Genomic DNA, 25,808 nt, shown 5'->3' on the forward strand with positions numbered 1-25,808 from the left:
AAATTTTATTTGACAAACTATTGATGGAGAGGGTTATGGATGGGAACAATATAAATACAACTAGTAAATGTCCGGTAATGCACGGTGGAGTTACTTCCACAAGCATATCGAATATGGACTGGTGGCCCAATGCCTTGAACCTCGATATATTGCATCAGCATGATACCAAGACTAATCCAATGGGAAAGGACTTCAGTTACCGTGAAGAAGTCAAGAAACTGGATTTTAAAGCGCTTAAGAACGATTTACATACTTTGATGACTGATAGTCAAGAATGGTGGCCTGCTGATTGGGGACACTATGGTGGTTTGATGATTCGTATGTCCTGGCATGCTGCTGGGTCATATCGTGTGGCAGATGGTCGTGGAGGTGCGGGAACCGGTAACCAAAGGTTTGCACCTTTAAATTCTTGGCCTGACAATGTGAACTTAGATAAAGCTCGTAGGTTGTTATGGCCTATCAAGAAAAAATATGGCAACAAGATTAGTTGGGCTGATTTGATCGCTTTAGCTGGTACCATCGCTTATGAATCAATGGGGCTTAAAACTTTTGGTTTTGGTTTCGGCCGCGAGGATATTTGGCATCCAGAAAAAGACACTTACTGGGGTTCAGAAAAGGAATGGTTAGGCGCTAGCCGTTATGATAACCAAAGTCGTGAATCACTGGAAAATCCTCTGGCAGCTGTGCAGATGGGTTTAATCTATGTGAACCCTGAGGGTGTCAATGGTCAGCCTGACCCGCTACGAACTGCTCAAGATGTCCGCATAACCTTTGCGCGCATGGCAATGAATGATGAGGAAACTGTCGCTCTGACTGCAGGTGGCCATACTGTTGGCAAATGTCATGGTAATGGTGATGCAAAACTTTTGGGGCCGGCCCCTGAAGCGGCAAATCTTGAAGATCAAGGCCTTGGATGGATTAACAAAACCACTAGAGGCATTGGCCGTAATACGGTTTCAAGTGGTATTGAGGGTGCTTGGACTACACACCCCACAAAGTGGGATAACGGATATTTCCATATGCTTCTTAATTACGCTTGGGAACAGAAGAAAAGTCCGGCCGGTGCCAACCAATGGGAACCGATTAATATCAAGGAAGAGGATAAGCCTGTTGATGTTGAAGACCCATCCATTCGATACAATCCCATTATGACTGATGCGGACATGGCCATGAAAATGGATCCAATATATTGTAAGATCGCCGAGCGCTTTTACAAAGATCCTGATTATTTTGCTGAAGTGTTTGCTCGAGCCTGGTTCAAACTCACGCATCGTGATATGGGACCAAAATCACGTTACATTGGGCCTGATGTCCCGAAAGAAGATTTGATTTGGCAAGATCCAGTACCTGTAGGTAACAAAGATTATGATGTCACTGCGGTCAAAAAGAAGATAGCTGCTAGTGCTCTCAGTATCAATGAAATGGTTTCAACTGCATGGGACAGTGCGCGAACCTTCCGTGGTTCAGATATGCGAGGCGGTGCAAATGGAGCACGTATACGACTCATGCCGCAAAAAGACTGGGCAGGTAATGAGCCAAAACGACTTGCAAAAGTCTTGAAAGTTCTTGAGGAAATCGCCGCGGAGTCAGGCGTAAGTGTCGCTGATGTGATTGTACTTGCCGGAAATGTGGGTATCGAAAAAGCTGCCAAAGCAGCTGGCTTTGATATTAAGGTTCCCTTCGTTCCTGGACGTGGTGATGCAACTGATGAGATGACTGATGCTGCTTCCTTTGCTGTGCTAGAACCTCTTTATGATGGTTATCGTAACTGGCTTAAGGAAGACTACGCTGTCAGTGCAGAAGAACTCATGCTCGATCGCACGCAACTCATGGGACTCACAGCTCCTGAGATGACCGTCCTCGTTGGAGGCATGCGAATGTTAGGCACAAATTACGGCGGTACGAAACATGGTGTTTTTACCAAACAAGAATGTGCTTTAACCAATGACTTTTTTGTCAATCTTACTGACATGGCAAACACATGGAATCCAATAGACAATAATTTGTATGAAATTCGTGATCGCCAAACTGGCGCTCTTAAGTGGACAGCTACCCGAGTAGATCTTGTGTTCGGTTCGAATTCGATTCTTCGTTCCTACTCGGAAGTGTATGCTCAGGATGATAATAAAGAAAAATTCATACAGGACTTTGTTGACGCTTGGGTGAAGGTGATGAACTCAGATCGATTTGATTTGACATAATGTTCGTAATCTTGAATCGGGAAGTGAAATAGATTAGTACTCATTTTATAGATAAAGAAGAGTACTTATAAAAAAATGAACAAGCAAGTGAGAGTTGAGATTATGAGCGATGCAATGCATATTGTTTGTCCCCACTGCCATACCATCAATCGACTACCTGAAACACGATTGAATGAACATCCCAATTGTGGAAAATGCCAAAAGGCGCTCTTTGATGGAAAACCAGTCCAATTGAACCAGAGTTTTTTTGAACAACATATCAACCGAAATGATATCCCTGTATTGGTCGATTTCTGGGCGCAGTGGTGTGGGCCATGCAAAATGATGGCTCCCCATTTCGAGTCTGCTGCAAGCCTACTTGAGCCTAAAGTTCGATTAGCAAAAGTTAATACGGAAGTCGAACGAACTTTAGCCACCCATTATACCATTCAAAGCATTCCAACCCTGATGCTTTTTCTTCATGGAAAGGAGGTCGCAAGAAGCTCTGGGGTCATGGGAGCACAAGATATCGTTCGCTGGGTAAATCAACATCTCGGCTAAGTTGGACAGTAGTTGTATATAATTGATCCTAGGTTTCTATTTTGACTATCCGGAGAGTACATAATAACTGCTATGTATTGTGATCTTGATACAGCAACATTAAGCGGAAAAAGAATTTAAGCCTCACAGCAAGAAGAGTAAATTTTCTGATACTACTACAATTGATGTATGCTAATCAGGAAGAAAATAATGTTTATATCCATTTATCATGCAATTGAATCGATTAAGGCTTAACTATACAACTATTCTCAATATAATATTTGCAGGAGTTGGAGCCATTTTATTATATCGATTCTGGAAAACTAATGGCATAGAAATGCTCAAAAAAATGAAATAAGTTAGATTTTTTGAGCATTCCTTTTTTTGGGGTCCGACATAATAAGTAAACATATCTCTTAATCTATATTTGTAGTTTATAACAGGAGTGTATATGTCGTTTTTTGAAATTATTGCAACTCTAATCACTCTCTCAGCTCTATTTAGTTACGTTAATTTTAAATTGTTCAAGCTTCCTCCAACAATCGGATTGATGGCCATCGCTCTAGCACTTTCTTTGTGCTTGAATGTATCTGGAACCATCTGGCCTGAAATTATTTCAGGTTCCAGAATTTTTTTGGAGCAGATCAATTTTAATGATACTTTACTCCATGGAATGCTTTCTTTTCTGCTGTTTGCTGGTGCGCTTCATATTAATATTAGTCAACTTGCTGAACAAAAAATCGTTATCACGGTGCTGGCCCTCATTGGCACACTAATCTCCACTGCAATTGTAGGTCTGCTAATATATTGGCTACTCATTTTAATCAATATTCAAATTTCTTTTATTTATTGTTTACTCTTTGGCGCTCTTATTTCACCTACTGATCCGATTGCGGTGATGGGCATTTTAAAAACTCTAGGCACTCCTAAGAATTTAGAAATGAAAATCGCTGGAGAATCGCTCTTTAATGATGGAATAGGTGTTGTACTTTTTCTGGGTATTCTTGAAGTTGTCTCAAGCCCACATGAACTCAGTATCTCACATTTATTAATATTGTTTATTACAGAGGCTATTGGAGGTGCCTTGTTTGGATTGGTAATCGGCTATATCGCCTACCAAATGTTAAAATCCATCGACAATTATCAGGTTGAAATTCTTATCTCGCTTGCCCTTGTGATGGGTGGATATGCGCTAGGAGAGCGGATTCATATCTCAGCCCCCATTGCCATGGTAGTGGCTGGATTGCTTATTGGTAATCACGGACGACAGTTTGCAATGTCCGATAAAACCCGCAAACATCTGGATACCTTCTGGGAATTGCTCGATGAAATATTAAATGCCGTACTCTTCGTTTTAATCGGCCTAGAAGTGCTCGTACTAACTATCAATAATCAATATCTGTTGATTGGGATAATTGCGATTCCAGTGGTACTACTAGCTCGCTGGATCTCAGTGGCTGTGCCATTAACTTTAATGCGTCGTCAACTAAAATTCACTCCGCATAGTATCAAGATTCTCACCTGGGGCGGCTTACGTGGAGGGATTTCGGTGGCATTGGCTCTTTCCCTGCGCAATATAGTTGGAAAAGAAAGTGAATTTATCTTTGAAGCTATCTTAATGATGACCTATATCGTGGTTGTTTTTTCAATCTTGATTCAAGGACTGACTATCGGTCCCTTAGTGAAAAAACTGTATGCACGCAATCATTGAAAGAAAGATTTTCATAGATAATATTGCAGCCATTTTTCTTATTTAAGAAAATAACTTTATATATCTCTTAAAAGATCAACTAATAAATTGATTGAATTAGCAAGCGCTATTTGCTCCTCTACAGTTAAAACCTGAAGGTTATCGTTCAATCTATTATGTAGAAGATAAGGGGCAGCAGAAACAAACTCTTTTCCTTTTTCTGTAATATCAATATAAATAATACGGCGGTCCTGAATATCACGTGTTCGATTAACAAATTGTTTTTCTTCTAGTCGGTCAATTACCCCTACAATAGTGCTCATTGATAAATATATTTTTTTTGAAAGAGCAGATATGGTCATTCTTCCATTTTCATAAATTTCATACAAACAGACTATTTGAGGGACAGTCAAGCCATAGCATTTGTTTAATCTTCTGGAATGATAATCCATCTGCTGCATAATTTTTCGTAAGGCAAGAATGATGCTTTTGGAACGCTGTTCTGACTGTTGAGCAGCGGTTATTTTGTCGTCTAGCGATTTTTTCTCGATATCACTCATGGATGATTCTTTACCTATTAACGGTTGCAATGAACTAATTTACCCAGTACCATGATAAATACTTTGTGTACAAATAATATCAACAGATATAGATTTTTAAGGGCATTAGCTATTGTATCCAAGTATTCAATATAACTATAGAAGTATCCTCAAAAATAATATTGAAATTAATTTTCAATACACCAGTCACTTTAGTAATTCTCAAGTATCATCAACAAAGGGAGGATTATCGAATGGATAATCAAATTAACCAACTCTTAAGATCAACCAGGGATGCATCGCAATTGACCTGCACTCCTACAGAGGAAGAAATTTATTTTAATAGTAATGGAGTATTAACGTTAGGAGTAGAAATTGAGCTCCAGCTCATTGACTCTAAAAACTTTAATTTATGCTCAAGAGCAACTGATGTACTTAATGCTACAGCCCATCTCGAAAAAATTAAACAAGAGTTTTATTTAAGTACTATAGAAGTGAATACAGATAAATGCATCACTGCTCAGGAAGTTGAAGATGATCTTTATAAAACACTCGCTTCTTTACAACTAGCAACAAAGGATTTAGGGGTTTTATTTTCCACAACCGGATCTCACCCTTTCTCTAAATACTCCGATTGGGTAGTCTCTCCTACGACTCGTTATCAAGAGCTAATTGATCGTAATCAATGGCTTACCCGACGTATGAGTGTCTATGGCTTACATGTTCACATTGGCATGTCCAGTGGTGAAGATTGTATTCGATTTAACAACTTTTTCATGTATTTTTTACCTCATTTATTAGCGCTTTCTTCAAGCTCTCCGTTCTGGCAAGGAATAGATACAGGGCTTGCCTCTTGTAGACCAACTACTTATGAAGCGTTACCAACTGCAGGACAACCCTATCATGTCCGAACATGGCAAGATTTTGAGCATTTATATAAGTCATTAAAATTATGCGGTTCGATTAAATCTCTTAAAGATTTATGGTGGGATTTAAGACCAAGTCCTGGATTTGGAACATTAGAAATTCGTGTTTGTGATGGTGCTGCCACTTTATCAGAGACGCTTGCTTTAGTTGCCTTGATTCATACACTTGCCCATTGGTTTGCTGATAATGGAAGTTGGCTTGAATCAGTCGCCTATCCCCCTTATTGGCTTTCTCGAGAAAACAAATGGAGAGCCATTCGTTACGGTTTGGATGCTGAGCTAGTAATGAATACTGAAGGTAAAACCAAATTGATGCGCGAAGACCTCCATGAATGGTTTGAAAAATTAAAGCCCTATATCAAAAAATTGGACTATCAAACTTATTTTTCTACTCTTAAAGTGATTATGGATTCAGGGACAAGTTCTGAACGACAACGCAAAGTATTTACTCACAATCATTGCCTTAAAGATATTGTGAAGCACAACGTCAGTGAGTTCTTACTTCAAACCCCTTTATACAGACGCGAATCTGTCATTACAACCCCTTGATGGGAACTGCTGTTTTAAAAGCAATCGAGGAATATAATAATGAAACAAGTAACTTATACATCAAAAAAATTGGGTAATGTAACGATTAAAAGCGAATTAAATCATTACACAATTTATTCGAATAGGTTGGTGGCCAGATCTCTCAATCAAGATGAAGAGAGCTTTTTAATTGATAAATATACTACTCTTTTAGAGAGCTCTGAAAATATAAAGATGTTTGGTGAAGGAAAGACCTGGGAACCCTCTGCCGTAAAAGAGTTCATACAGGATGAAACGAAACGTTGGAATTCTGGTAACAAATTCTCGGTGCTTTCAATTTACCATTCAACTACTCAAGAATTTGTTGGTTATCTCCACATAAAACATTCTTTAGATGATTTCTCTCATGTAGGAGTCGGCCATCAAAATGTCGGTGAAATTGCTTATATTATTGATCAAGCTTTTTGGGGAAAAGGTTATGGAACTGAAATTGCAATCTTAGGGAAAAAATTTATAAAGCACATTATTTCTGAAAGTGAAAGTGGAACCTTAGAAAAGAACATTAAAGAAATCGTTGCCACGGTTCACCCCTCAAATGAAGGTTCAAAAAGGATCTTACAGAAAACATTGAAACATCAAGAGCAAGAAGAGTTTACTAAGTTCGGCGACAAACCACGCCTATTATTTTTTAAACCTTTGAAAACAACTGATGCATTAGTGAATGTACCTATGGATTTAACTTCTAAATTATAAAAGGAAGATAGACTATGTGTGGTATCGCCGGTGAATTTCAATTCAATAAAAAAAATGTTCCTCTTCTTAATCTACAAAAGGTTTTACTCAGGCAGTTTAACCGAGGACCTGATGATGGTCATATATACCTCACGAAAAGTTTGGCGCTTGGACACAGAAGACTGAAAATTTTTGATTTATCAAATCTGGGGATGCAACCTATGGTTGATTCAGATTTAGGTTTGGCATTAGTTTTTAATGGAGCAATTTATAATTTTACTGAGTTACGCGAAATCCTAAAATCTAAAGGATACTCTTTTAATTCCAATAGTGATACGGAGGTACTTCTTAAGGCATACCATGCTTGGGGAAAAGATTGTGTACATCGTATCGATGGTATGTTTGCTTTTGCTATCTGGGAACAAAATACAGGTAAATTGATACTTGCCCGCGATCGATTAGGCATTAAACCACTTTATTATTCTGCTGATGCAAATTATGGATTCAAATTTGCATCCACGTTACCTGCTTTAATTGAATTTGGTGATGTCGATACATCAATTGATAGAATCGCACTTCATTATTACCTAACCTTTCATGCGGTTCCTGAACCGCGTACGATTTTATCTGGTGTAAAAAAACTCTCTCCAGGTTGCCTAATGACCGTTCACCCTGATGGTAAAATTGAAGAGGAGAGCTACTGGAATTTAAAATTCGAGAATACAAAAGCAGAGCATTATCGTGATGAAAATTATTGGATAAAAGAAACTTACGAAGTATTAAAATCTGCAACTCATCGCCAATTAGCTGCAGACGTTCCTGTGGGCATCTTACTTTCTGGAGGATTAGATTCTTCATTACTTGTGGCCATGGCTTCCAAACTTGGACAACAAGAAATTCAAACATTCTCTATTGGGTTTGATAGTACACATGGAGAGCAAGGTGATGAATTCTTATATTCGAATCTTATTGCTTCAAAATTTAATACACAGCATCAGCAAATGTTTATTTCAAATAAGCAGTTAGCCTATTCATTAGGAAATTGTATTTCTGCAATGTCAGAACCTATGTTGAGTCATGACAATATCGGTTTTTATCTTCTTTCTCACGAGGTATCCAAACATGTTAAAGTAGTTCTTTCAGGTCAAGGCGCAGATGAGATTTTTGCAGGTTATCATTGGTTTCAAAATATACATGTAAATCCAGCTTTACCATCACAATCAGCACAAATCATTTTTAACAAAGTCGCTGATCGTTCTTTTAAAGAATACCAGCAACTTGTAATGCCAGACCTCCAAACACCATTTCATGCTTCGGATTTTTTAATGAAGCTTTGTGAAAAAAATAACTCTAGAAACCCAGTCGATAATCTACTTAAATATGAAAGCACCTTCGCATTAGCAAATGGTCCCTTATGCCGAGTTGATAATATGACCATGGCAGCAAGTTTAGAAGCAAGAGTCCCTTTTTTGGATGAAAAGATGCTCAAACTTGCAACTTCTATGCCCCTTAAATATAAATTGCCCCAAGGAGGTAAATATATTTTAAAACAGCTTGGAAGGAAAATGCTTCCTAAACAAATTGTAGATCGCCCCAAAGGATATTTTCCTGTTCCAGCGTTGAAGTATTTAGAGGGAAGTACTTTGGAGTTAATGCGTGAAGTACTTTCTCCTGAAAACATAAAGCAAAGAGGTATTTTTAATTTACAAGCAGTTCAAAGCTTATTTACAAAATCAGAAAAGAATTTTACGCGTTCAGGTATTTCTAAGCTGTGGCAAGTTGGTTTGCTTGAGTATTGGTTGCAACAGCATAAGTTATAAATAAGTACAATTTTTATCATAAAGTTTTTAAAGGTAGAATATGAAAATTAGAGAAATAAGTAACAAATTTTTGGGGGTTAATTTCTTATTATGGTCGATCTATTCTAATAGCATATCTGGTACCTCAAATTGTTTATTTGATCTCCCTCCTGGTGAGCAATTTCTTATGCAGGGAAATTTTAAATTTACAAGAAAATTTGTATGTAATTTGGAATCCAAAGAACAGAATGCTGAGAATTTATTAAGTTTTATTGCAATAAAAAATAAAAGCATTATTAATAACTTAACTATGCCAGAAGGCACTGTAATGGTTTTATTTACCGCCGATAATTTTAAGGATGGTTTTTCATTTGAATTAGAGCCTGAATCTAGCCTAGGAATAACTAATAGCTCTGAAGAGTTTGTCAGCCTAAATTGTTGCGATAAAGTTTCTCTTAAGCAGACAAATATAACATATCAAGAACAATTTTGAGGACTGGATGTCTTAGAATCTATGAGTTAGCAATACGCTTAATGTTCTTTTGAACATTCCAAAATAATGCTCATAAATTTTTTAAATTTCTATTGTCATTTATGAAGCTGCTCCTTTTTTAACGTTCTACGCAACAATTGGGTATAGATAGGGGCGTTTCTTGCTAATTGCACTACTGTAGTAGATGTCAAACAGGTAACCATTAACGGCAATATCAATAAATAATTTTGCGTCATTTCAACAACCAAAATGATCCCCGTAATCGGCGCTCTTACGGAAGCAGAAAACAGAGCCCCCATGCCAGCAACTGCAAACATACCCGGATGAATATTTATATCACTTGAAATTGCCTGAAGAATATGTGATGCAGCTAATCCTAAAATGGTTCCTAAAGCTAACATTGGCGCAAAAATCCCACCAGGAACACCTGTACCGTAACACAATAAGGTCATAATAAATCGGATTATAAGTAACACCACCAAGACTAAGAAATCAGGATAAGCTATTAAAGCTTGTTCGATTATGTGATACCCGCCTCCAACAACACCAGGCTGTTTATAAGCCAAATACCCTACTGTGAGACCAATAATTAATACGTAAATATCTTTTACCCAAGGCTTTAGCTTATCCAGGATGTTCAGCAATTTCATCAAAAACATATTAAAGCCAAGACCAACAATACCTACAACTATACCAAAAGCAAAGAACAACCAAAGAGATTGAAGATTGGGCGGGGTAAATACAGCCATTTTAATATCAGGTTGCGGTCCAATTATGATATGCAACATGATCGTTGCGAACACACAACAAATGGCAACCGTTTTAAAATTTGTAAAGGAGAAATTAAACTCACTGCGCATTTCTTCAAGTACAAAAAGGACTCCAGCAAGAGGTGCATTAAAAGCCGTTGCAAGCCCGGCTGCTGCTCCGGCTGCTATAAGTGAGTCACGTCTTTTTCTAGTTAAAGAGAAACACTCACCTAACATCTCACCAAGGTTACCACCAATTTGAATCGTAGGCCCTTCGCGCCCGAGCACCATTTTAGAACCGATTGACAAAACACCACCGATAAATTTTACAGGCAGCAATCTGCGCCAAAAAATATGACGCTCATGAAGTAAAGTACCCTCAATTTCCTGAACACCACTTCCTGAGGCCTCAGTTGCTACCCATTTGACCAACATCCATGCGATAAAAACCATGACCATCGTCGTGAGCGCAGAAACGATATCTATATCTAAACCTTTTGACTCTGCAAAATTAAACCAGCTGATTAAAGCATTATTTAACCAATGGATTGACAGTTGCAATAATGAACCCACAGTTCCTGTTAATATGCCTAATAAAATTGAAAGCACATAAAGTATTAAGGTTTTCTCTCGCATAGGTCATCATCCTGAAGTTTAATAATAAAGTTACTTGGCCTAAACATAGCGACTCTACACCGATTATTAATGCTAATCCTTCACAGATGTGGACTGTTCAAGGAATTTTGAAAAAACTAAATAAACTCCATTCGTCCAACCAAATCCAATTTCATTAGTAGCATAACTGTATTTAATTTTGTTATCTGTACGAGTGCTTAATGTATTTACATCATATTTTTCAAAAATCGCGTGATTCTTTTGAAACCCGCTGTTTACGGTATTAATGAATTTGCTAGCTATTTCTATTGCAAACTTTTTGTAGCCATATTTTTCAAGACCAAGCACAGCAAAATATTGCATTGGAGCCCATCCAAATGGAGCATCCCATTGTAATCCAGAGTTATTAAGGCTTGTTACAATTCCCCCTTTCTTTAATAAATCGGGTAAATGTCTAACTACCGCTGCAGCCTGTTCTTTTGAGGCGATTCCTGCCCACAAAGGATAAAAGGTAGTTACAAATGGATAAAATTTTCGTTGTTTCTTTTTAAAGTCATAATCCAAATAATAACCTGTAGACTCATCCCATAAATAGCGATTTATATTATTAACTCGAATATTAGCTCGCTCTTTCCATAGCATAGCTTCTTTAGAATCTCCTAATATGTCATAGATTTTCTGTGTATCGCGCTCCATTTTATACAACAAAACATTCAAATCTACAGGAGCATAATCTAATATTCCAATGCCAAAAGGCCCATATTTTGCGGTAATATCAAAACCAGATTCGCGTATTGTGCGATCGGCAATATAAAAAAAACGAGTTAATTTATTATGTTGGTTGTCATAAAACAGTTTTTTATCATAATCAGTTATAGAATGGGTTTTAAAATAATTTAATACTTTTTCATAATACAATGGTGACTCTTCAGGTGTGGGCCCTTCTCCATCTGAGTAATATCGAGATAAGCCAATGTTTGGTATTGCATGAGGCGGAGATGTCCAAAAATGATATAATTTTTTAATTGCAGGTAAAGTAGATTTTAACCAAAGTTTATTAGAATCTTTTTGATAATAAGCCAATATCATTTCAGTTAGTACTGGTGGCTGTGTTCTTCCTAAATAATAGGTGCGGTTAGCATTTAAAATAGTCCCATAATTTAATACTTCATAAATTAAATTATCCACCATACCCTTTGCAAGGGTAAATCGATTATTATTGAGAAGGCCCAATTCAATAAAAAAGCTGTCCCAAGCATACATTTCATTAAACCGACCTCCAGGGACTATATATGGATATGGTAAAAAAAGTAGGCCATGTTTTTTTATTTGAGTGTAATCTCTAGGTAAATATTTAAACTTGATTTGAGAGCATTTTATATTTTTTTGCCTAACCGCCTTTATATTTTCATCTTTGGGTAAATATACTATCAATTCATCAGTTAATAATTTTGGATCCTCACTGGATTGAACCCAATTGTCGCGTGTTAATAAACTCCAGCTTTTATCGATATATCGAGTAACTTGTAAATTAACATTATCAATTTCACTAGCAAGTGCCTTTTGCAAAATAAGAATCAATATTAATATTGACCTATACAAGTATTGACCTTTTGAAATTATGCGCAATTTTAATATCCTTATTTATTACCTTTCAAACTTGCGAATCTTATTACTTTATATTTAGTCTATTAGTTGTAGTTGTAATAGACTGATTATTTTTGTTAACACTGTTTCTCTTCCGTCCAAATATATAAGCTCTTTATCTTTTATAATCATATCTTGTTGCCTTATTTTGTATATGCTCTAAAACAATAATTAGGCAACTCAGTGTGAAGGTTCATTACAACCTTCAGAAGTAGTTCTTGTTTAATTTATACTGTTCGCTTTACCTACGTTTTTTATTTTTCTCGTAAATGGCAATAATAATCAAAAAATAAGCAACCAATCTAATTAAATAAATGAGTGGATTTTCATTTTGTATATTAGTTGTTCCAATGATGACTCTACTTAAAGCTTCCAGTAAAAAGGACATTGCAAAATAGAGAAAAAAACGATCATGGGTACTTTTCCAGAAACGAAGAAAAAATAGGCTAACAATTATAGAAGCCATTACAAATGCTCCAACAAGCATTGCATTTATCATCATGACTTCTCCTCCCATATTAGCCCAAATAGTAAGAGTAGCAGCGAGACTACACCTGTTAGCAATCTTATGGTTGATAAATCTGTCTCAATAAAAACAAAGGCATCCAATACAAGGAGAAGATTGTTAATCGTTAAGCCTAAAAAGCACAGCCCCCCCCAAAGCAGGATAGTAGATTTTTGTTTGGCATAGTTGCTTAAAAGCAACCAAGCACAAATCCCAGCGGTGATGGTACATAGAATGTAGATGATGGCTGCCATAGTCAGGTATCCTTTTTCCAAGTGAATGCATTAGCAAATCGCTGTGCTTTTTGATCAATATTAGAATGAATTAAATTAGTTACTTCTATCAAATGTAGTGAATAGGTCGCCGCCAACTGATCAAGCATGTTTTTTAAGAAATCATCTTTGGGATAAAATTGGTATAAAGGTGGCCATTGTGTGGAAACAATTATTATACCTGCATTCACTAATTGTTTTAGGATCTCTTCAGCAGAGGAATCACTGATAAAAATACGTTGAGCCACATCATGTAAACTCCACTCACGGTGAGGTTCATGACGCATTAATAGTATCACTTCAAGATATGGAATGGAGGGGACACTATTCAATATGAACCGCCTCATATCATCTGATATATCTGTATTATCCATACTGATCCCATATTGATTATTTGGTTAAAATACAAACAGGAATATATCATTATCCTACGGCAATTACGTTCAAACCCAAAATGAAGAAGACCCGATAATTTGATTGTAATATAATCAAATAACAAATCTTTCAGTTTTAATGTATTCCATAGGAAGTATCCCTTTTTGAATTTTAGACCATGTTAGATCAATCTACTTAATTTCTTGATTAGCCCCCCAGGAAATGGGGAGGAATCACTATTCATGCCTCTCATTTTTCAGCGTGCTTCATCCAGAGTTCTGGAGGATTCATTTCTTTAAAATAATTTTATATTCAATTAAGCCTTAGAATTTTCGGGTATAGGATTGAAATAATGATTAGCATTGGCCTGGTGCCAATCTCTTGCAAAATCATCTGGGATTGAATCACTTAATAGTGCTCCTGGCTGTAAGTAATCATAGAGTTGAGTATAGTTTTTTGCCCTCTGATTTCCTAATCGATGCCAAATCATGCTGGGATGAAGTTTATCAGGGTGGTCAACCCCTAAAGTTCCAACTATTTGGAGAAAACTTTTAATGGTTTCATGATGATAGTTTTTAACATGAACGGCTTTAGTGTCAATATCAATTGCTTTGGCACGTTTTGGATCTTGGGTTGTCACCCCAGTAGGGCAATGTCCAGTATCACAACGTAGCGCTTGAATACAACCTACAGCAAACATCATCGGACGAGCTACATTACAAAAATCAGCACCCAGTGCTATTTTTTTTACCATATCAAATCCATCCACTATTTTCCCACTTACCAGAATTTTAATATGTTGACGGAGATTACATCCCACCAAACTTGAATGAACAAATGGTATTGCCTCATCTAATGCAAGTCCTACATAGTCTGAAAACTCATTAGGGGCAGCTCCTGTACCACCTTCAGCTCCATCAATAGTAATAAAATCTGGAAGAATGCCTGTTTCCAGCATGGCTTTACAGATGCCTAAAAAATCACTCCGTCGACCTATGCATAATTTAAAACCTACCGGCTTGCCTTCGCATAATGTTCTTAACCGAACAATAAATTCCAACAGCCCACGAGGTGTACTAAACTCAGGATGAATTGCCGGGGACTGGCAGTCTTTTCCTTCAGGAATATCTCGATACTTGGCAATTTCTTTAGTTACCTTTTTTCCAGGGAGAAGACCTCCATCTCCTGGTTTTGCACCTTGGGATAACTTTATAGCAATCATTTTAATGGACTTTTGATTGGCTTTTTTACGAAATTCCTCATCATCAAAACGCCCTTCTTTCGTACGACAACCAAAATAGCCTGAGGCAATTTCCCATACTATGTCTGCTTCATAGCGGAGATGATAATCTGTGAGTCCTCCCTCTCCAGTATCTTGTAAAAACCCGCCTAATTTCGCTCCTTTATTCATGGCAAGGACAGCCTGAGAGCTTAATGCACCAAAACTCATCGCCGATATATTTAAGCGAGAACTGCTATAAGGTTGTTTGCACTGAGGCCCACCAATCATAATTCGACTGGCCTCGGGTGGTACCTTTTTCTCGGCCATCGAATGTAGTATGAAATCAAAGCCCTCTTTTTTGATATCTTGTTCAGTACCAAAAGGGTGAGTTCCGGGCATTCCATGTGCTCTCATTTTGATCAACTCTCGCTGTTGACGATTATAAGGACGTCCACTCTTATCATCTTCAAGAAAATATTGGCGGATTTCAGGACTAATAAATTCCATCACATACCGAATATGGCCAATTAATGGATAATTATAAAGAACATTATTTTTAGAAAATGAATCTGCAACTCCTATTATAATGAGGGGAATAACAAGTATAAGAAAATAAAGGCTGGAAGCCCAAAAAATAGAGGAAACAAATACTATAAGAAGCAGAGCTATTGAAATAAAATAAAAGTGTTTTTGCCACATATGGTAAATTTCCTTATTTAAATTGATTTAATGGGCTGAATTTGAACTGAATAATCGGAGTCTACTAAAATCATATGATTCGCGGGTACAGTTTGCCATTGATGCGAAAAATGAGTTAACCGCTCAGAAGCAATAAGTACACTCGGCCTCTGTTTTGATTTAAACTTCTCCAAATACTCTTGTTCAGACCAAAAATACTTTCCTTCCAAATAATGTAGTGATTCTGGCTCTGTGACTTTTTCAGTACAATAACGACTTGCCACGATTCGCTTTCCATCAGTAAGGCAAATATTATAATAAGACGGTCCTTGAGTGCCAAATTGATTAATTAAGTTCTGAATGGTCTTAAAAGTATCTAATAATATCTGAGCAACGTCAGACAATTTATTAAGGTCTTTCGCTTTTGACAACTCTAAAAATAAAGCAAAAATATGCTCTGAATCTGTTTCACCTCTAATCCAGTTATAAATTTCATCACCCAATAAATTTCTTAGGTGCCTTTTAATGGATGAAAAATCATGTATTTGTCCATTGTGCATAAACATCCAATTTTTATGGATGAAAGGATGACAATTAAGATGACTAACACCACCTGTGCTTGCCGCTCGTACATGAGCAAAAAAGAGATGCGACTCAATTTTGTTAGTCAAATGTAATAAATTTTCATCATTCCATGCTGGGAAAATGGATAAAAACACAGCAGGATTTGGACTAATTTTGGGAACATACCATCCTACACCAAACCCATCACCATTGGTTAATGTAGTGGACTCTTTAGCAAGTCTACTTTGTCTTAGCAAAGAGTCTTCTGGCTTTATAAGGACATTAGCTAATAATAACTCACACCCTGTATACGCTATAAAACGGCACATAAAATTCCCTTTAAATTTTAGACCATTTGTTACTATAGTATAGGTATTATTTTCTGTTTTCTAAAAAGATAGCTCAGACATTAGATTTTTACTGATAATAGCATTGGATGATTCAATAGCAGATTCAGTTTGAATTTTTAAATCTCCATAAAATTACCTTCTGAAAAATGAATGCTATAGTTAACTTATCTCATAGTTATTACTTTTGAGTTTATTTATTTCTTGAAAAGAGGCGACAGATTAAATCCTTGAGGAAAGTAAAAGTCGAGCAACTGAGAATGATGTAGAGAGGATACAAAAAAATACTCAAATGATACCACCTCTACCGAGATGCTCAATTATAAGGAATTGTTATGAAATTAACTTTCTTACATGAGCCAGCGATTCTTTTTTTAATGATGCTCTTTATTGTTTTTTGTATGCCGCTGCTTTCACGCCTAATCTATATTCCCAGCATTATAGGATTAATCATAGGGGGAATCATTTTTGGGCCACATGTATTAAATCTCCTTCCCCTAACTCCCACTATTGAATTATTTGCATCCATTGGTGTTATTTACTTGATGTTTACCGTTGGACTAGAAATTAATCTGGATCAATTAATATCAAATCGAGTACGTACTTTTATCTTTTATTTATTAACCTATCTCTTGCCATTAACGTCTGCTCTTCTCATTGGCTGGATTTTTGAATTAGGTATCAATGGCTCTATTTTACTCGGAGCTATTTATGCATCCTATACTTTGGTTGCTTATCCCATTATCACTGAACTAGGAGTTTTAAAAAATGAGGCAGTTGCGATTTCTGTAAGTGCTGTAGTGTTAACAGACATTACAGCACTCATAACGTTAATTGTTTCATTACATATACACTCAGGCAATACATCCTTTGTAAGTTTATCTTTATTAGCGCTGGGTCTCATTCTTTATGCTGCTTTTATTTTGTTAACATTTCCCTATATAGCCAAATTATTCTTTCGCTATTCCAATAGTAAACAATCTGATTTTGCATTTATGTTAGCAAGCTTGGCAATTGCTGTTATTCTTGGTAAAGCGATTGGTATCAATATGATTATAGGTGCATTTCTGGCAGGCCTGGCAATTAACCGGGTTGTTTCGAAAGAAAGTGGAGCCGTAAAACAAGCTCTTTTTCTGGGTGAAAGTATTTTTGTTCCTCTCTTCTTAGTTTCCATTGGCGTAAGACTTAATCCAATGGCTATTTTTTTAAGCTGGAAATCATTAGTTTTGGGGTTATCTCTAACCATAGCGGTCTATGTTACAAAATTTGTTGCTGCCTGGATAACCTCTTATCTATTTAGGTATTCGCGCCCGCAAATGATGGTGATTTGGGGATTATCTCAAGCTCAAGCTGCAGCAACACTAGTGATTATTTTAATTGGTATTAATGCACACATATTTCCTGAATACTTCCTTAATGGAATTATTATTATGGTTCTTTTTACTTTATTTACTTCGCCACTGCTTGTTAAATTTTATGGTTCGAAAATAAAGCCAACGGCCAAAATTGACATTCCACTTTTCAAAAGAATTATCACCCCAGTAGAGCGCAATGATTTTCCAGATAACGTAATTAGCTTTTCTGCAAGACTTGCACGTTACGGAAATGGAAAATTATTCATTTTGAATATTGCTGAAAATGAACGTGAAATACAGGAGAAACGCGAGAGATTACGAGCAGGTCCAATGAAAGATCCAGATACAGATATTGAGTTAATTAATCAAATAGAAAAGAATATCTCTAAAATTATTTTGAATGAAGTGATAGAAAGTGAAACATCTTTTATTATTATGAATTGGTCTCTAGAGGAGCACAAACGAGGACGTATCTTCAGTTCAAATATAGATCATGTCATGTGGACTTCCACTGTGCCGGTTGCCGCAGCTTTATTAAAAATGCCTATCAAAGGAATCAATCGAGTTATCACTGTTATTGGTGCTCATGCAATTGGCGTTAAATTTAATGAGCAATATTTGGATGTTGTCGTAGATATCAGCAAAGCCTTAGGATTACCATTAACTATCATGACTACAAACTATTATCATAATAAACTCAATTCAAAGTTTGAAAAAATAAAAGACTTGGACTTCCAGTTTATTAAAATTAATGGTGATATTATTGAAGCTGTTTCGGAGATGGCTAAAGAGAATGATTTAATTATTATTCCATCCATGAATCTCCAAAAACGATTTGATACCAATAAAAATCATATCCCATATGCGTTGCTGCAACAAACTGAGAGTTCATTAATAATTATACACGTACCTAAATGATTCGGCTCTAAGTGTACATTGCCCGACTCTCCACCACTTGGATAATAAACTTCATTCCCTTTTAATGAAAAGAGCTTTAACACAACGTGCATATCGTAAAGTAATCCCAACATTCTTGGATATGCTTGCTGAATTAAAACAAAGCCTGAGTTTTCGGCAAGCGTGCGTAACTAAAGACAGTGCTGTTGTTTAGCCTATAGCCTCAATGATTTTAGGAGGCGACTTAATGATAAATGGCACCAATAAACTAGATACTGTCAAACAAGCCTTTAGACACTGGCGAGCCACACGAACAAAGCGGGGGCAAATTCCTGATGAGTTATGGGAGCAGGTCAAGGGGCTATTGGGTGATTATACTCCTTCGAAAATCGGCAGTCATTTAGGGATTAGTCCAATCCAAATCAGGAAAAAATTATTTCCTGTCCAGAATACAACAGGCCTGCAGTTTGTTGAGGTAAAAGGAAAACCTACGAGGATTTATTCAGAGTTTCTATCGAATAACGATGCGCTTTGTAGTGTTGAACGCGATGTTTCTGAAGAATGTTATCTCAGGATATATTTAGGTCTTACAGCCATCCAGTAAACATTGGCATTATTAATAAGGAAAATCAATAGAAATGAGACCTATATAGCCATCTCCATCCTTTGCTGCGAAATTCGTTCGTGTTTTCAAACCGATTTCGTAGTGCACATTAGCCTCTGGTAAGCCAAAGTATTCGGGTAGATCCTTTGTAATTGTTCGACACAATGATTTGGCCAACTCACCCGTTATTTTTTCGATTTTAGTCATAGAATTCCCTAGAGCACACCTTCCACTTGATTGTAGTTCAGCCAAATTTTCAAAGTGAAATACAGAGACTGCGAATTCTTACCCTCTTCTTGAATCAATTCAGTAGTATTTCTCCCGCCAACAAAGGTGGATACGAAATAAGTGATCGTTGATTCGGGCTAATATGGATCCAACAGCCAAAGAATGAAAATCATATTTAGCACAAACATTATGTTTTTTTAACTTTAACTATCCAGAAAAATCATCTTTATTATAAATGTAGGGATTACGGTGGCATGGCAGCAGATATTATCGCCTTTTTATTAGAGTCTTCCTGCATTATGTTACCCGTAGAAAATAAGGCTGCTGCTGCATGGCTAACTCGTATTTCTTTAGGAGCCATGGCTTGTAATTGAAATTTTAAATTGTCCATTTCCAGTTTCATTCGTCTTTGAACACGTGCTACTTGAATTAAGGTATCAACGTTTCCTTTGATTTCTTTTATTTCAGGTGTAAGTCCGGAGTTTCCACATAACTCATCAAACAGATATGGTACCTGCTCGAGCTGGGCGTTTACAGCAGCACGAAAGGTGTGTTCCACATTGCTCATTCTTTCTTCTAAAGTATTGATAGTTTTTTGAGTGCACATAAAATATTCATATATTATCTTATTGATTTCTATAAAATCGGGATGGCTATGAGGAACATGCTGTAACACCAAAATATAATTTGGGGTATCATTCTCATAATATAAATTAGCAAGATATAATAATGCCCTATCATCACCTTTGGCATCTGCATCAAGGGCTGTTCTAAGAGCATTGTCATGTTCGTTATTTTCATATAATTTTTTAATTGTATCTAAACTAACAAATCTGCTTAAATCGAAAAGAGGTTCTAATTCCATTATTTCTAAAAATGCACTAAGGGGAAGAGGGTCTATCGTTTGGGCTACGTCTAAGTAACTATATATTGATGATAAGTTTTCTTGGAGAATGACTGATTCATAGCCTAACCTTCGTGACATTTGCTCGCCTTTTCTCGGAAAAAGCTGCCTCATGGCTTCGTCTTCTTTCCCATCAGCAAAGTCTAAAGTTATACCAAAGGATGTTTTTTTTCATCCTTTATCATTATATCAAATCCAACCCATTTGATAATGGGCTGCTCATCTTGATTCTCAAGTATCACTGTACTCCAACCATCAAAGTGGAAAGTTTTAGATATTTTATATTTTTTCATTGTATGGGCTAAGTGCGTGTTTTTACATATTATACCATTAGATTCAATTTTGATCACCCGTTTCATTATTTTGAGCATGTTAAAATATTGATGCGAGGTTAATTTGTTAGTCTAGATAATCGTAGATTTGCGGCAAAAAAGCATTGAGTCATTATTTTTGCCCCAACCTATTGATTTTATTACGCCTGCTAGCTACCCTTGCTGCCCTTAAGAGGAGCAGGGTTGCTAAATGACACCAGCAAAAGAACTACCGATTGTCATTGAAAAATCACAAGAAGACGTTGATCAGATCATTGCATTGGTGCACTCATCAAACTTACCAGAGGGAACAAAACCTTTTGTCATTGGGTGTATTCACCTGGCCTCTTGGATCCCGCGCGCATTGGTCGAGCATAAAATAACTGTATCCAATTTAAAGCGACTTATCTTTGGCAAAGGAAATAAGTCTACGAAACAACAAGACAAATCCCCAAAGGAAGAAGAGAGTAATGCCGATGCAGAAGAATCCGAAACCAGCCCTTCAAATGATGAGAGCTATGAGCCCAAAGAACCTACAGGACATGGACGCCTTCCGCATACCGCCTACATCAATGCACAGGAACACACCATTGCCTTAGAGTCCCTAAGTACCGGACAACTATGCCCACATCACTGTGGTGGCAGGCTTTATTCCATCAATCCCGGCATCCTTATTAATATAAAAGGACAGAATTTAGCTTCCGTTAATAAATATTGGATTGAGAAGCTGCGATGTGCTTTATGCAATGAGATCTTTTCAGCCAATATTCCAGCTCATATCCACCAGGAAAAATATCATCCAAGTTTTAAAGCCATGTTAGCCTTACAAAAATACTACATGGCCATGCCTTTTCATCGACAAGAATACTTTCAATCGCTCATTGGCTTTCCCATTCCTTCCTCTACCCAATGGCAACTCATGGAAGAATTAGCTGGTTGTGCGCTATTAGTATTCCCAGTATTAGAGATACTCGCCGCTAATGGCTCTTTAATTCACAATGATGATACTGTTCTTCGAATTGTAGATACGATTCGTCACAACAGACTAAACCCTGATAAAAAACGAACTGGCATGTACACCACAGGAATATTGGCACAAAACGGCGCCCATAGAATAGCACTCTTTTATAACAGCCAACGTCACTCTGGCGAAAACATGGAGCGCCTTCTTTATAAGCGCCATAAGAATAATGGCAAGGTCATCCAAATGTGTGATGCACTAAGTCATAACATCCCTGAGGCCCATGACACCATTGTGTGCAACTGCTTGTCTCATGGCTTTCGTAAGTTTGATGAGTTGCAGGCATTCTACCCAGAACATTGCCTGCCCATCATGAAGTGGCTTTCAATTCCATTTAAGAAGGACGAGGAATCAAAACAACTTGGGCATGATAAACAACAGCGTCTAATCTATCATCAAAAGCACAGCAGACCTGCGATGTTTGAAGCCCGAGCATACATGGAGAAACTGCTGTCATCCAAACAAGTCGAGCCTAATGATTCCCTGGGTAAAGCCATAAAATACATGCTGAAGCATTGGGAGAAGCTCACCCGTTTTCTACAAATTCCTGGTGCGCCCATCCATAACAACGATATGGAACGAGGGTTAAAAATCCCTATCCGAGGACGTAACACCTGGTTGTTTTATAAAACCGAATACGGCGCTATGGTAGGAGGTGTACTCACGAGTATTATTTATACCTGTGAGTTAGCAGGAACCACCCCCTTTGAATACTTGGTTGCACTACAAATTTACAAAGACCAAATTGTTAAAGAGCCCAAAGCATGGCTTCCCTGGAATTATGAGGCCACCAAGGCTGTGTTCGAATCATCACTGGCCGCATAAACCATAGAACGCCAATCGTCTGGAAGGCTTGCTTTTATTGGATGGCCTTGAGCAAGCAAAATCAATAATTCACTGGAACGTAATTGAACTGAGGGGCTCACCCTAGTGGGCCACCAAGCCAGTTTGCCTCGGCTGAACCGTTTCTGGCAGAGCCAAAAACCACTCGCATCATACACCAACAGTTTTACTGAGGTTCGCATACGATTGGTAAAAACAAATACGGTACCGCTGAATGGGTCATCAAGTAGCTTTTGTCGGCATAGGGCTTTCAAGCCATCGATACCTTTTCTAAAATCAACGGGCTCTACTGCCAATAACAATCGATGTTGTGGGGTAATTTGAAGCATCATTACCCCAGAAAATCGAGCATGAGCTTTGATACCTTACTCATCGGTACTGCATTGATTTTCAGTATACTGCCACAGGGACGATGAAGTTCAACACTACAAAGCGCATCACTATTCGATAGAAACTCTGAATCAAGCCTCGTAGATTTTCCTTTTACCTCAACAAACTGCAAGCCAGTATTCTGGACAGGGAATAATTTTTTCCTGATTTGGATTGGACTAATCCCTAAATGACTGCCGATTTTCGAAGGAGTATAATCACCCAATAATCCCTTGACTTGCTCCCATAACTTGTCAGGAATTTGTCCCCGCTTAGTTCGTGTGGCTCGCCAGTGTCTAAAGGCTTGTTTGACCGTGTCTAATTTATTTGTACCATTTATCATTAAGTTGCCTCCTAAAATCATTGAGGCTATAGGCTAAACAACAGCTCTGTCTTTAGTCACGCACGCTTGCCGAAAACTCAGGATATTTTAAATTACCTCCCTTCTAAAATATTAAGTGAAGGTGAACAAAGAGCAATTGCTTTAGCTGATTTTCTTACTGAAATTCAAATCTGTAAAATTTCTGGCGGTCTAATCTTCGACGATCCTGTTAATTCATTGGATCATGAAAGAAAAGCGTATATTGCAAAAAGATTAGTTAAAGAAAGCATTGATAGGCAAGTGATTATTCTTACTCATGATATTTCTTTTTTGTATGATCTAATAAGTGAGGCAGAAAGATTAGGGCTAAAAGAGAAAGAAGATTTATATTGCCATTGGGTTAAAAGATCCGGGAATACTATTGGGGTGATTGATTTAAACCATAAAAGAAGAATGGAATTGGATTACAAGAAACCAACTAGAGCAGAGGAATATTTGCAAAAATCACAAAAAGAACATGATATCCAAACTCAAGAGGATTTAGTGAGGCAAGGCTTCAATTGTCTAAGGTCTACTTATGAAGCTTTTATTTTGCATTCTTTACTCGATGAAACAGTTGTTCGATTTGATCGACAAATCAAACATAAGAGTGTAAGTAGGATTTTCTGCCCTATCGATATTGGCAAAAAAGTAAGTGACAAACTTGAAATTTGCTCTGGATTTGTTGATGCACATCTTGCTGCTGATCAGTATCAAAGCCAATCTCCAACACCAGATAGATTAAAAAACGAAATAGAGGAATTTAAACTTATTGAAAAAGACTGGAAGGCAAAAAAAGATAGCGCTTTTAGTAATTAAAAAATTAATAACAATATTGGATAAGCAATTGTCGTTATTAACTGATTAAAACGTGTAGAATGATAAAAATAAATAATTATTTGTATATAGGTGTTGTATGTGGATGACTAAAATACTTAATAGCTCTCTTATTCCTGCTGTTGTTGCTGCTGTTGTTGCCTTAAGCATTTCCATATGGAATACCAGACTCTTAAAAGAAAAAGTCCGTTTAGACCTGTATGACAAAAGATTTAAAATTTATTTAGATGTCTTCGATTATTGCATTATTTTTATCCATTTCAAAGAAAATCAATCCATCAAGGATACTATTTTTAAAAATTTTATTCGCGCATATCGCGAATCCCAATTTTTATTTTCTCTCGAATCAACTGTTTATAATAAAATAGGTGAAATTTTACAAATCACAGCAAATATAAAGTCATTTCAGGAGAGAAAAGAAGAGTCCTCTTCTAAAAATCGTGAAAAAATAGAGAATAATCGATTGGATTTAGATAGGAAAGTCAAGGAATTAGAGGCCGCTATGCGTCCATATTTATTGTTTACTGTCATAACAAAACAAAAAGCTGTTTAAACCGTATTTTTATATAAAATGTAACCAGGAAACCAACTTTATGCTCATCTATTTTGTTATGTTTAGCTGCGTTAAAAATTGGTTTCCTTCGGGTTAGAAGCCTATTTTCCTTGTTTATTATATTTGGGTTGATTTTTTTTAATCATTCGACCTTCTTTGGCCTGAGCATCTTTAATTGATCCAAATTGCTCAATTTTTATTTTCGCTCCTGGAATATTTCCATAATGTTCAATTAATCTGTCCTGCCCGCGACCTTTTTTGGCAATGCCTATATAGTTTTCTTTCCCACTTGCGGTTTGAATTGTGTACATAATAGGTTTGTTGTTGGGTAATGATTTAATTTCAGAAATGGAATAATTTATTTTTTTTGTAGCCATGATGTTTTCCTTAACAATGAAATAATATATATAGTACTATGTTATTAATTAAAACACAATATATTGTGTTTTTTGTTTAGATAAATTATTTTTTCAACTGATTTGCTTCATACATTATGCTTCTCATATTACAGAGTGTCAGTTGATTGTTTATTGGTAAAGGAACTCTTAATTTATACAATTCTCCACCATTCACCAAAACAAAAGCCTGGCCCTTAGGCAAAGAAATAATGTCATGAACATCAATCATTGGTATAGAGGTAGTTTGAGCCCTGTCTTCATTCGTAGTATTAAAGTAAACGCCATCTTCACCATGAGGGGTATCATTCACCATAGATACCTGAGTATGATCAACCACACCCACATGAGGCAGCACTTTAACTAGTAAATTAGCCGTTTCCTCATTTTTCACCCTAAGCATAATCAGAGTATTAAAGTTACCCTCTGTCACTTCTGCTTTAGCCTTCGATCCAAGTGATACCTCCATATCCTGTATAGTCTGAGCATAAGCAGTTACTTGAAACCCTGCACCACCCGCCTTATTAAGAATCTTTACAAAAGAATCCTGAATGATCTCCGACAATTCATCACAATGCAGGTTTAAGCGATAATTGGCATTGCTTTCTTTATAGATTTTTCCTGCTGTAGACACTAAATCAGATAAGAATGCCTTACCCACTGCTTGCGCTATATTAGGGTTAGTCAAACTATCAAGCCCAATATAAATTACTTTCTTCATACCCTAAG

25 protein-coding genes and 1 pseudogene are annotated in these 25,808 nt (G+C 36.8%); 12 read left to right on the top strand and 14 right to left on the bottom strand.

Annotated elements, in window-relative coordinates:
* Positions 1-35: 35 nt before the first annotated feature.
* From katG to BGO44_RS00205, 3 genes are all read left to right on the top strand, one after another.
* Entirely contained in the window at positions 36-2,201 is a 2,166-nt protein-coding gene (gene katG, locus BGO44_RS00195; RefSeq protein ID WP_273198988.1) for a catalase/peroxidase HPI, read from the top strand.
* A gap of 87 nt (positions 2,202-2,288) precedes the next feature.
* Complete coding sequence (gene trxC, locus BGO44_RS00200; protein ID WP_502688212.1) at positions 2,289-2,741, top strand: thioredoxin TrxC; 453 nt, start codon at positions 2,289-2,291, stop codon at positions 2,739-2,741.
* A gap of 430 nt (positions 2,742-3,171) precedes the next feature.
* Complete coding sequence (locus BGO44_RS00205; protein WP_058511945.1) at positions 3,172-4,431, top strand: cation:proton antiporter; 1,260 nt, start codon at positions 3,172-3,174, stop codon at positions 4,429-4,431.
* 56 nt (positions 4,432-4,487) lie between these two features.
* Here BGO44_RS00205 and BGO44_RS00210 read toward each other — a convergent pair whose 3' ends face one another.
* Positions 4,488-4,970 (bottom strand): MarR family winged helix-turn-helix transcriptional regulator, encoded by a 483-nt coding sequence (locus tag BGO44_RS00210; protein ID WP_058511944.1) that lies wholly within the window; start codon positions 4,968-4,970, stop codon positions 4,488-4,490.
* Between the two features lie 233 nt (positions 4,971-5,203).
* On the opposite strand from BGO44_RS00210, the gene BGO44_RS00215 reads away from it, so the two are divergent.
* From BGO44_RS00215 to BGO44_RS00230, 4 genes are read left to right on the top strand one after another with little or no spacing between them, the layout of a single operon-like run.
* Positions 5,204-6,424: a carboxylate-amine ligase gene (locus BGO44_RS00215; protein ID WP_273198992.1), complete on the top strand. Its 1,221-nt coding sequence runs from the start codon at positions 5,204-5,206 to the stop codon at positions 6,422-6,424.
* A gap of 39 nt (positions 6,425-6,463) precedes the next feature.
* On the top strand, positions 6,464-7,156 hold the full coding sequence (locus BGO44_RS00220) for a GNAT family N-acetyltransferase (protein WP_058511942.1): 693 nt from the start codon (positions 6,464-6,466) through the stop codon (positions 7,154-7,156).
* Positions 7,157-7,170: 14 nt separating this feature from the next.
* Complete coding sequence (locus tag BGO44_RS00225; protein ID WP_273198997.1) at positions 7,171-8,955, top strand: N-acetylglutaminylglutamine amidotransferase; 1,785 nt, start codon at positions 7,171-7,173, stop codon at positions 8,953-8,955.
* Between the two features lie 40 nt (positions 8,956-8,995).
* The gene (locus BGO44_RS00230; RefSeq protein ID WP_058511940.1) at positions 8,996-9,427 is read left to right on the top strand and encodes a hypothetical protein; all 432 of its coding nucleotides are present in this window, start codon (positions 8,996-8,998) and stop codon (positions 9,425-9,427) included.
* Positions 9,428-9,522: 95 nt separating this feature from the next.
* Here the strand turns inward: BGO44_RS00230 and clcA are convergent, their stop codons facing one another.
* From clcA to BGO44_RS00260, 7 genes are all read right to left on the bottom strand, one after another.
* Complete coding sequence (gene clcA, locus BGO44_RS00235; protein WP_273198998.1) at positions 9,523-10,812, bottom strand: H(+)/Cl(-) exchange transporter ClcA; 1,290 nt, start codon at positions 10,810-10,812, stop codon at positions 9,523-9,525.
* 72 nt (positions 10,813-10,884) lie between these two features.
* Entirely contained in the window at positions 10,885-12,372 is a 1,488-nt protein-coding gene (locus tag BGO44_RS00240) for a trehalase family glycosidase (RefSeq protein WP_416338558.1), read from the bottom strand.
* 307 nt (positions 12,373-12,679) lie between these two features.
* Entirely contained in the window at positions 12,680-12,940 is a 261-nt protein-coding gene (locus BGO44_RS00245; protein ID WP_202814175.1) for a DUF5985 family protein, read from the bottom strand.
* Positions 12,937-13,197 carry a DUF5985 family protein gene (locus tag BGO44_RS18535; RefSeq protein ID WP_058511937.1) on the bottom strand — a complete coding sequence of 87 codons (261 nt, stop codon included), beginning with the start codon at positions 13,195-13,197 and terminating at the stop codon, positions 12,937-12,939. Before BGO44_RS18535 ends, BGO44_RS00245 begins: the two co-directional genes overlap by 4 nt.
* 2 nt (positions 13,198-13,199) lie before the next feature.
* The gene (locus tag BGO44_RS00250) at positions 13,200-13,589 is read right to left on the bottom strand and encodes a hypothetical protein (protein WP_058511936.1); all 390 of its coding nucleotides are present in this window, start codon (positions 13,587-13,589) and stop codon (positions 13,200-13,202) included.
* Between the two features lie 317 nt (positions 13,590-13,906).
* Positions 13,907-15,511, bottom strand: coding sequence for an FMN-binding glutamate synthase family protein (locus tag BGO44_RS00255; protein ID WP_273199006.1), 1,605 nt, complete (start codon positions 15,509-15,511; stop codon positions 13,907-13,909).
* A gap of 17 nt (positions 15,512-15,528) precedes the next feature.
* Positions 15,529-16,383: a class II glutamine amidotransferase gene (locus tag BGO44_RS00260; protein WP_058511934.1), complete on the bottom strand. Its 855-nt coding sequence runs from the start codon at positions 16,381-16,383 to the stop codon at positions 15,529-15,531.
* A 353-nt stretch (positions 16,384-16,736) separates the two neighbouring features.
* On the opposite strand from BGO44_RS00260, the gene BGO44_RS00265 reads away from it, so the two are divergent.
* Together BGO44_RS00265 and BGO44_RS00270 are read left to right on the top strand one after the other, a co-directional pair.
* Positions 16,737-18,674 carry a cation:proton antiporter gene (locus BGO44_RS00265; RefSeq protein ID WP_058511933.1) on the top strand — a complete coding sequence of 646 codons (1,938 nt, stop codon included), beginning with the start codon at positions 16,737-16,739 and terminating at the stop codon, positions 18,672-18,674.
* Positions 18,675-18,900: 226 nt separating this feature from the next.
* The gene (locus BGO44_RS00270; RefSeq protein WP_273197487.1) at positions 18,901-19,257 is read left to right on the top strand and encodes a hypothetical protein; all 357 of its coding nucleotides are present in this window, start codon (positions 18,901-18,903) and stop codon (positions 19,255-19,257) included.
* A 12-nt stretch (positions 19,258-19,269) separates the two neighbouring features.
* Here the strand turns inward: BGO44_RS00270 and BGO44_RS00275 are convergent, their stop codons facing one another.
* Positions 19,270-19,464 carry a hypothetical protein gene (locus tag BGO44_RS00275; RefSeq protein WP_273197490.1) on the bottom strand — a complete coding sequence of 65 codons (195 nt, stop codon included), beginning with the start codon at positions 19,462-19,464 and terminating at the stop codon, positions 19,270-19,272.
* Between the two features lie 265 nt (positions 19,465-19,729).
* Positions 19,730-20,503, bottom strand: coding sequence for a hypothetical protein (locus BGO44_RS00280; RefSeq protein ID WP_273197492.1), 774 nt, complete (start codon positions 20,501-20,503; stop codon positions 19,730-19,732).
* 408 nt (positions 20,504-20,911) lie between these two features.
* On the opposite strand from BGO44_RS00280, the gene BGO44_RS00285 reads away from it, so the two are divergent.
* Positions 20,912-22,546, top strand: coding sequence for an IS66 family transposase (locus tag BGO44_RS00285; protein ID WP_273197495.1), 1,635 nt, complete (start codon positions 20,912-20,914; stop codon positions 22,544-22,546).
* On the opposite strand, the gene tnpB is transcribed toward BGO44_RS00285, so the two are convergent.
* Entirely contained in the window at positions 22,501-22,896 is a 396-nt protein-coding gene (tnpB, locus tag BGO44_RS00290; protein WP_273197497.1) for an IS66 family insertion sequence element accessory protein TnpB, read from the bottom strand. The genes BGO44_RS00285 and tnpB overlap by 46 nt on opposite strands.
* On the bottom strand, positions 22,896-23,276 hold the full coding sequence (locus tag BGO44_RS00295; protein ID WP_273197500.1) for a hypothetical protein: 381 nt from the start codon (positions 23,274-23,276) through the stop codon (positions 22,896-22,898). Before BGO44_RS00295 ends, tnpB begins: the two co-directional genes overlap by 1 nt.
* 66 nt (positions 23,277-23,342) lie before the next feature.
* On the opposite strand from BGO44_RS00295, the gene BGO44_RS00300 reads away from it, so the two are divergent.
* Together BGO44_RS00300 and BGO44_RS00305 are read left to right on the top strand one after the other, a co-directional pair.
* Positions 23,343-24,113 (top strand): AAA family ATPase, encoded by a 771-nt coding sequence (locus BGO44_RS00300; protein ID WP_273197502.1) that lies wholly within the window; start codon positions 23,343-23,345, stop codon positions 24,111-24,113.
* 103 nt (positions 24,114-24,216) lie between these two features.
* Positions 24,217-24,684 (top strand): hypothetical protein, encoded by a 468-nt coding sequence (locus BGO44_RS00305; protein WP_273197504.1) that lies wholly within the window; start codon positions 24,217-24,219, stop codon positions 24,682-24,684.
* Positions 24,685-24,785: 101 nt separating this feature from the next.
* Here BGO44_RS00305 and BGO44_RS00310 read toward each other — a convergent pair whose 3' ends face one another.
* Positions 24,786-25,061: a hypothetical protein gene (locus BGO44_RS00310; protein ID WP_273197507.1), complete on the bottom strand. Its 276-nt coding sequence runs from the start codon at positions 25,059-25,061 to the stop codon at positions 24,786-24,788.
* Between the two features lie 85 nt (positions 25,062-25,146).
* Positions 25,147-25,797: pseudogene (locus BGO44_RS00315) on the bottom strand (TraM recognition domain-containing protein); the annotation flags it as partial.
* Positions 25,798-25,808: the final 11 nt, after the last annotated feature.

Source organism: Legionella sp. 39-23 (assembly GCF_001897665.1).
GTDB lineage: Bacteria > Pseudomonadota > Gammaproteobacteria > Legionellales > Legionellaceae > Legionella > Legionella steelei.

Excerpts from the sequence above, each read along its gene's own strand:
- katG (WP_273198988.1), top strand. The coding sequence starts at position 36 with ATGGATGGGAACAATATAAATACAACTAGTAAATGTCCGGTAATGCAC.
- BGO44_RS00205 (WP_058511945.1), top strand. The coding sequence starts at position 3,172 with ATGTCGTTTTTTGAAATTATTGCAACTCTAATCACTCTCTCAGCTCTA.
- BGO44_RS00210 (WP_058511944.1), bottom strand. The coding sequence starts at position 4,970 with ATGAGTGATATCGAGAAAAAATCGCTAGACGACAAAATAACCGCTGCT.
- BGO44_RS00215 (WP_273198992.1), top strand. The coding sequence starts at position 5,204 with ATGGATAATCAAATTAACCAACTCTTAAGATCAACCAGGGATGCATCG.
- BGO44_RS00220 (WP_058511942.1), top strand. The coding sequence starts at position 6,464 with ATGAAACAAGTAACTTATACATCAAAAAAATTGGGTAATGTAACGATT.
- BGO44_RS00225 (WP_273198997.1), top strand. The coding sequence starts at position 7,171 with ATGTGTGGTATCGCCGGTGAATTTCAATTCAATAAAAAAAATGTTCCT.
- BGO44_RS00230 (WP_058511940.1), top strand. The coding sequence starts at position 8,996 with ATGAAAATTAGAGAAATAAGTAACAAATTTTTGGGGGTTAATTTCTTA.
- clcA (WP_273198998.1), bottom strand. The coding sequence starts at position 10,812 with ATGCGAGAGAAAACCTTAATACTTTATGTGCTTTCAATTTTATTAGGC.
- BGO44_RS00245 (WP_202814175.1), bottom strand. The coding sequence starts at position 12,940 with ATGATGATAAATGCAATGCTTGTTGGAGCATTTGTAATGGCTTCTATA.
- BGO44_RS18535 (WP_058511937.1), bottom strand. The coding sequence starts at position 13,197 with ATGGCAGCCATCATCTACATTCTATGTACCATCACCGCTGGGATTTGT.
- BGO44_RS00250 (WP_058511936.1), bottom strand. The coding sequence starts at position 13,589 with ATGGATAATACAGATATATCAGATGATATGAGGCGGTTCATATTGAAT.
- BGO44_RS00255 (WP_273199006.1), bottom strand. The coding sequence starts at position 15,511 with ATGTGGCAAAAACACTTTTATTTTATTTCAATAGCTCTGCTTCTTATA.
- BGO44_RS00260 (WP_058511934.1), bottom strand. The coding sequence starts at position 16,383 with ATGTGCCGTTTTATAGCGTATACAGGGTGTGAGTTATTATTAGCTAAT.
- BGO44_RS00265 (WP_058511933.1), top strand. The coding sequence starts at position 16,737 with ATGAAATTAACTTTCTTACATGAGCCAGCGATTCTTTTTTTAATGATG.
- BGO44_RS00270 (WP_273197487.1), top strand. The coding sequence starts at position 18,901 with ATGATAAATGGCACCAATAAACTAGATACTGTCAAACAAGCCTTTAGA.
- BGO44_RS00275 (WP_273197490.1), bottom strand. The coding sequence starts at position 19,464 with ATGACTAAAATCGAAAAAATAACGGGTGAGTTGGCCAAATCATTGTGT.
- BGO44_RS00280 (WP_273197492.1), bottom strand. The coding sequence starts at position 20,503 with ATGAGGCAGCTTTTTCCGAGAAAAGGCGAGCAAATGTCACGAAGGTTA.
- BGO44_RS00285 (WP_273197495.1), top strand. The coding sequence starts at position 20,912 with ATGACACCAGCAAAAGAACTACCGATTGTCATTGAAAAATCACAAGAA.
- tnpB (WP_273197497.1), bottom strand. The coding sequence starts at position 22,896 with ATGATGCTTCAAATTACCCCACAACATCGATTGTTATTGGCAGTAGAG.
- BGO44_RS00295 (WP_273197500.1), bottom strand. The coding sequence starts at position 23,276 with ATGATAAATGGTACAAATAAATTAGACACGGTCAAACAAGCCTTTAGA.
- BGO44_RS00305 (WP_273197504.1), top strand. The coding sequence starts at position 24,217 with ATGACTAAAATACTTAATAGCTCTCTTATTCCTGCTGTTGTTGCTGCT.
- BGO44_RS00310 (WP_273197507.1), bottom strand. The coding sequence starts at position 25,061 with ATGGCTACAAAAAAAATAAATTATTCCATTTCTGAAATTAAATCATTA.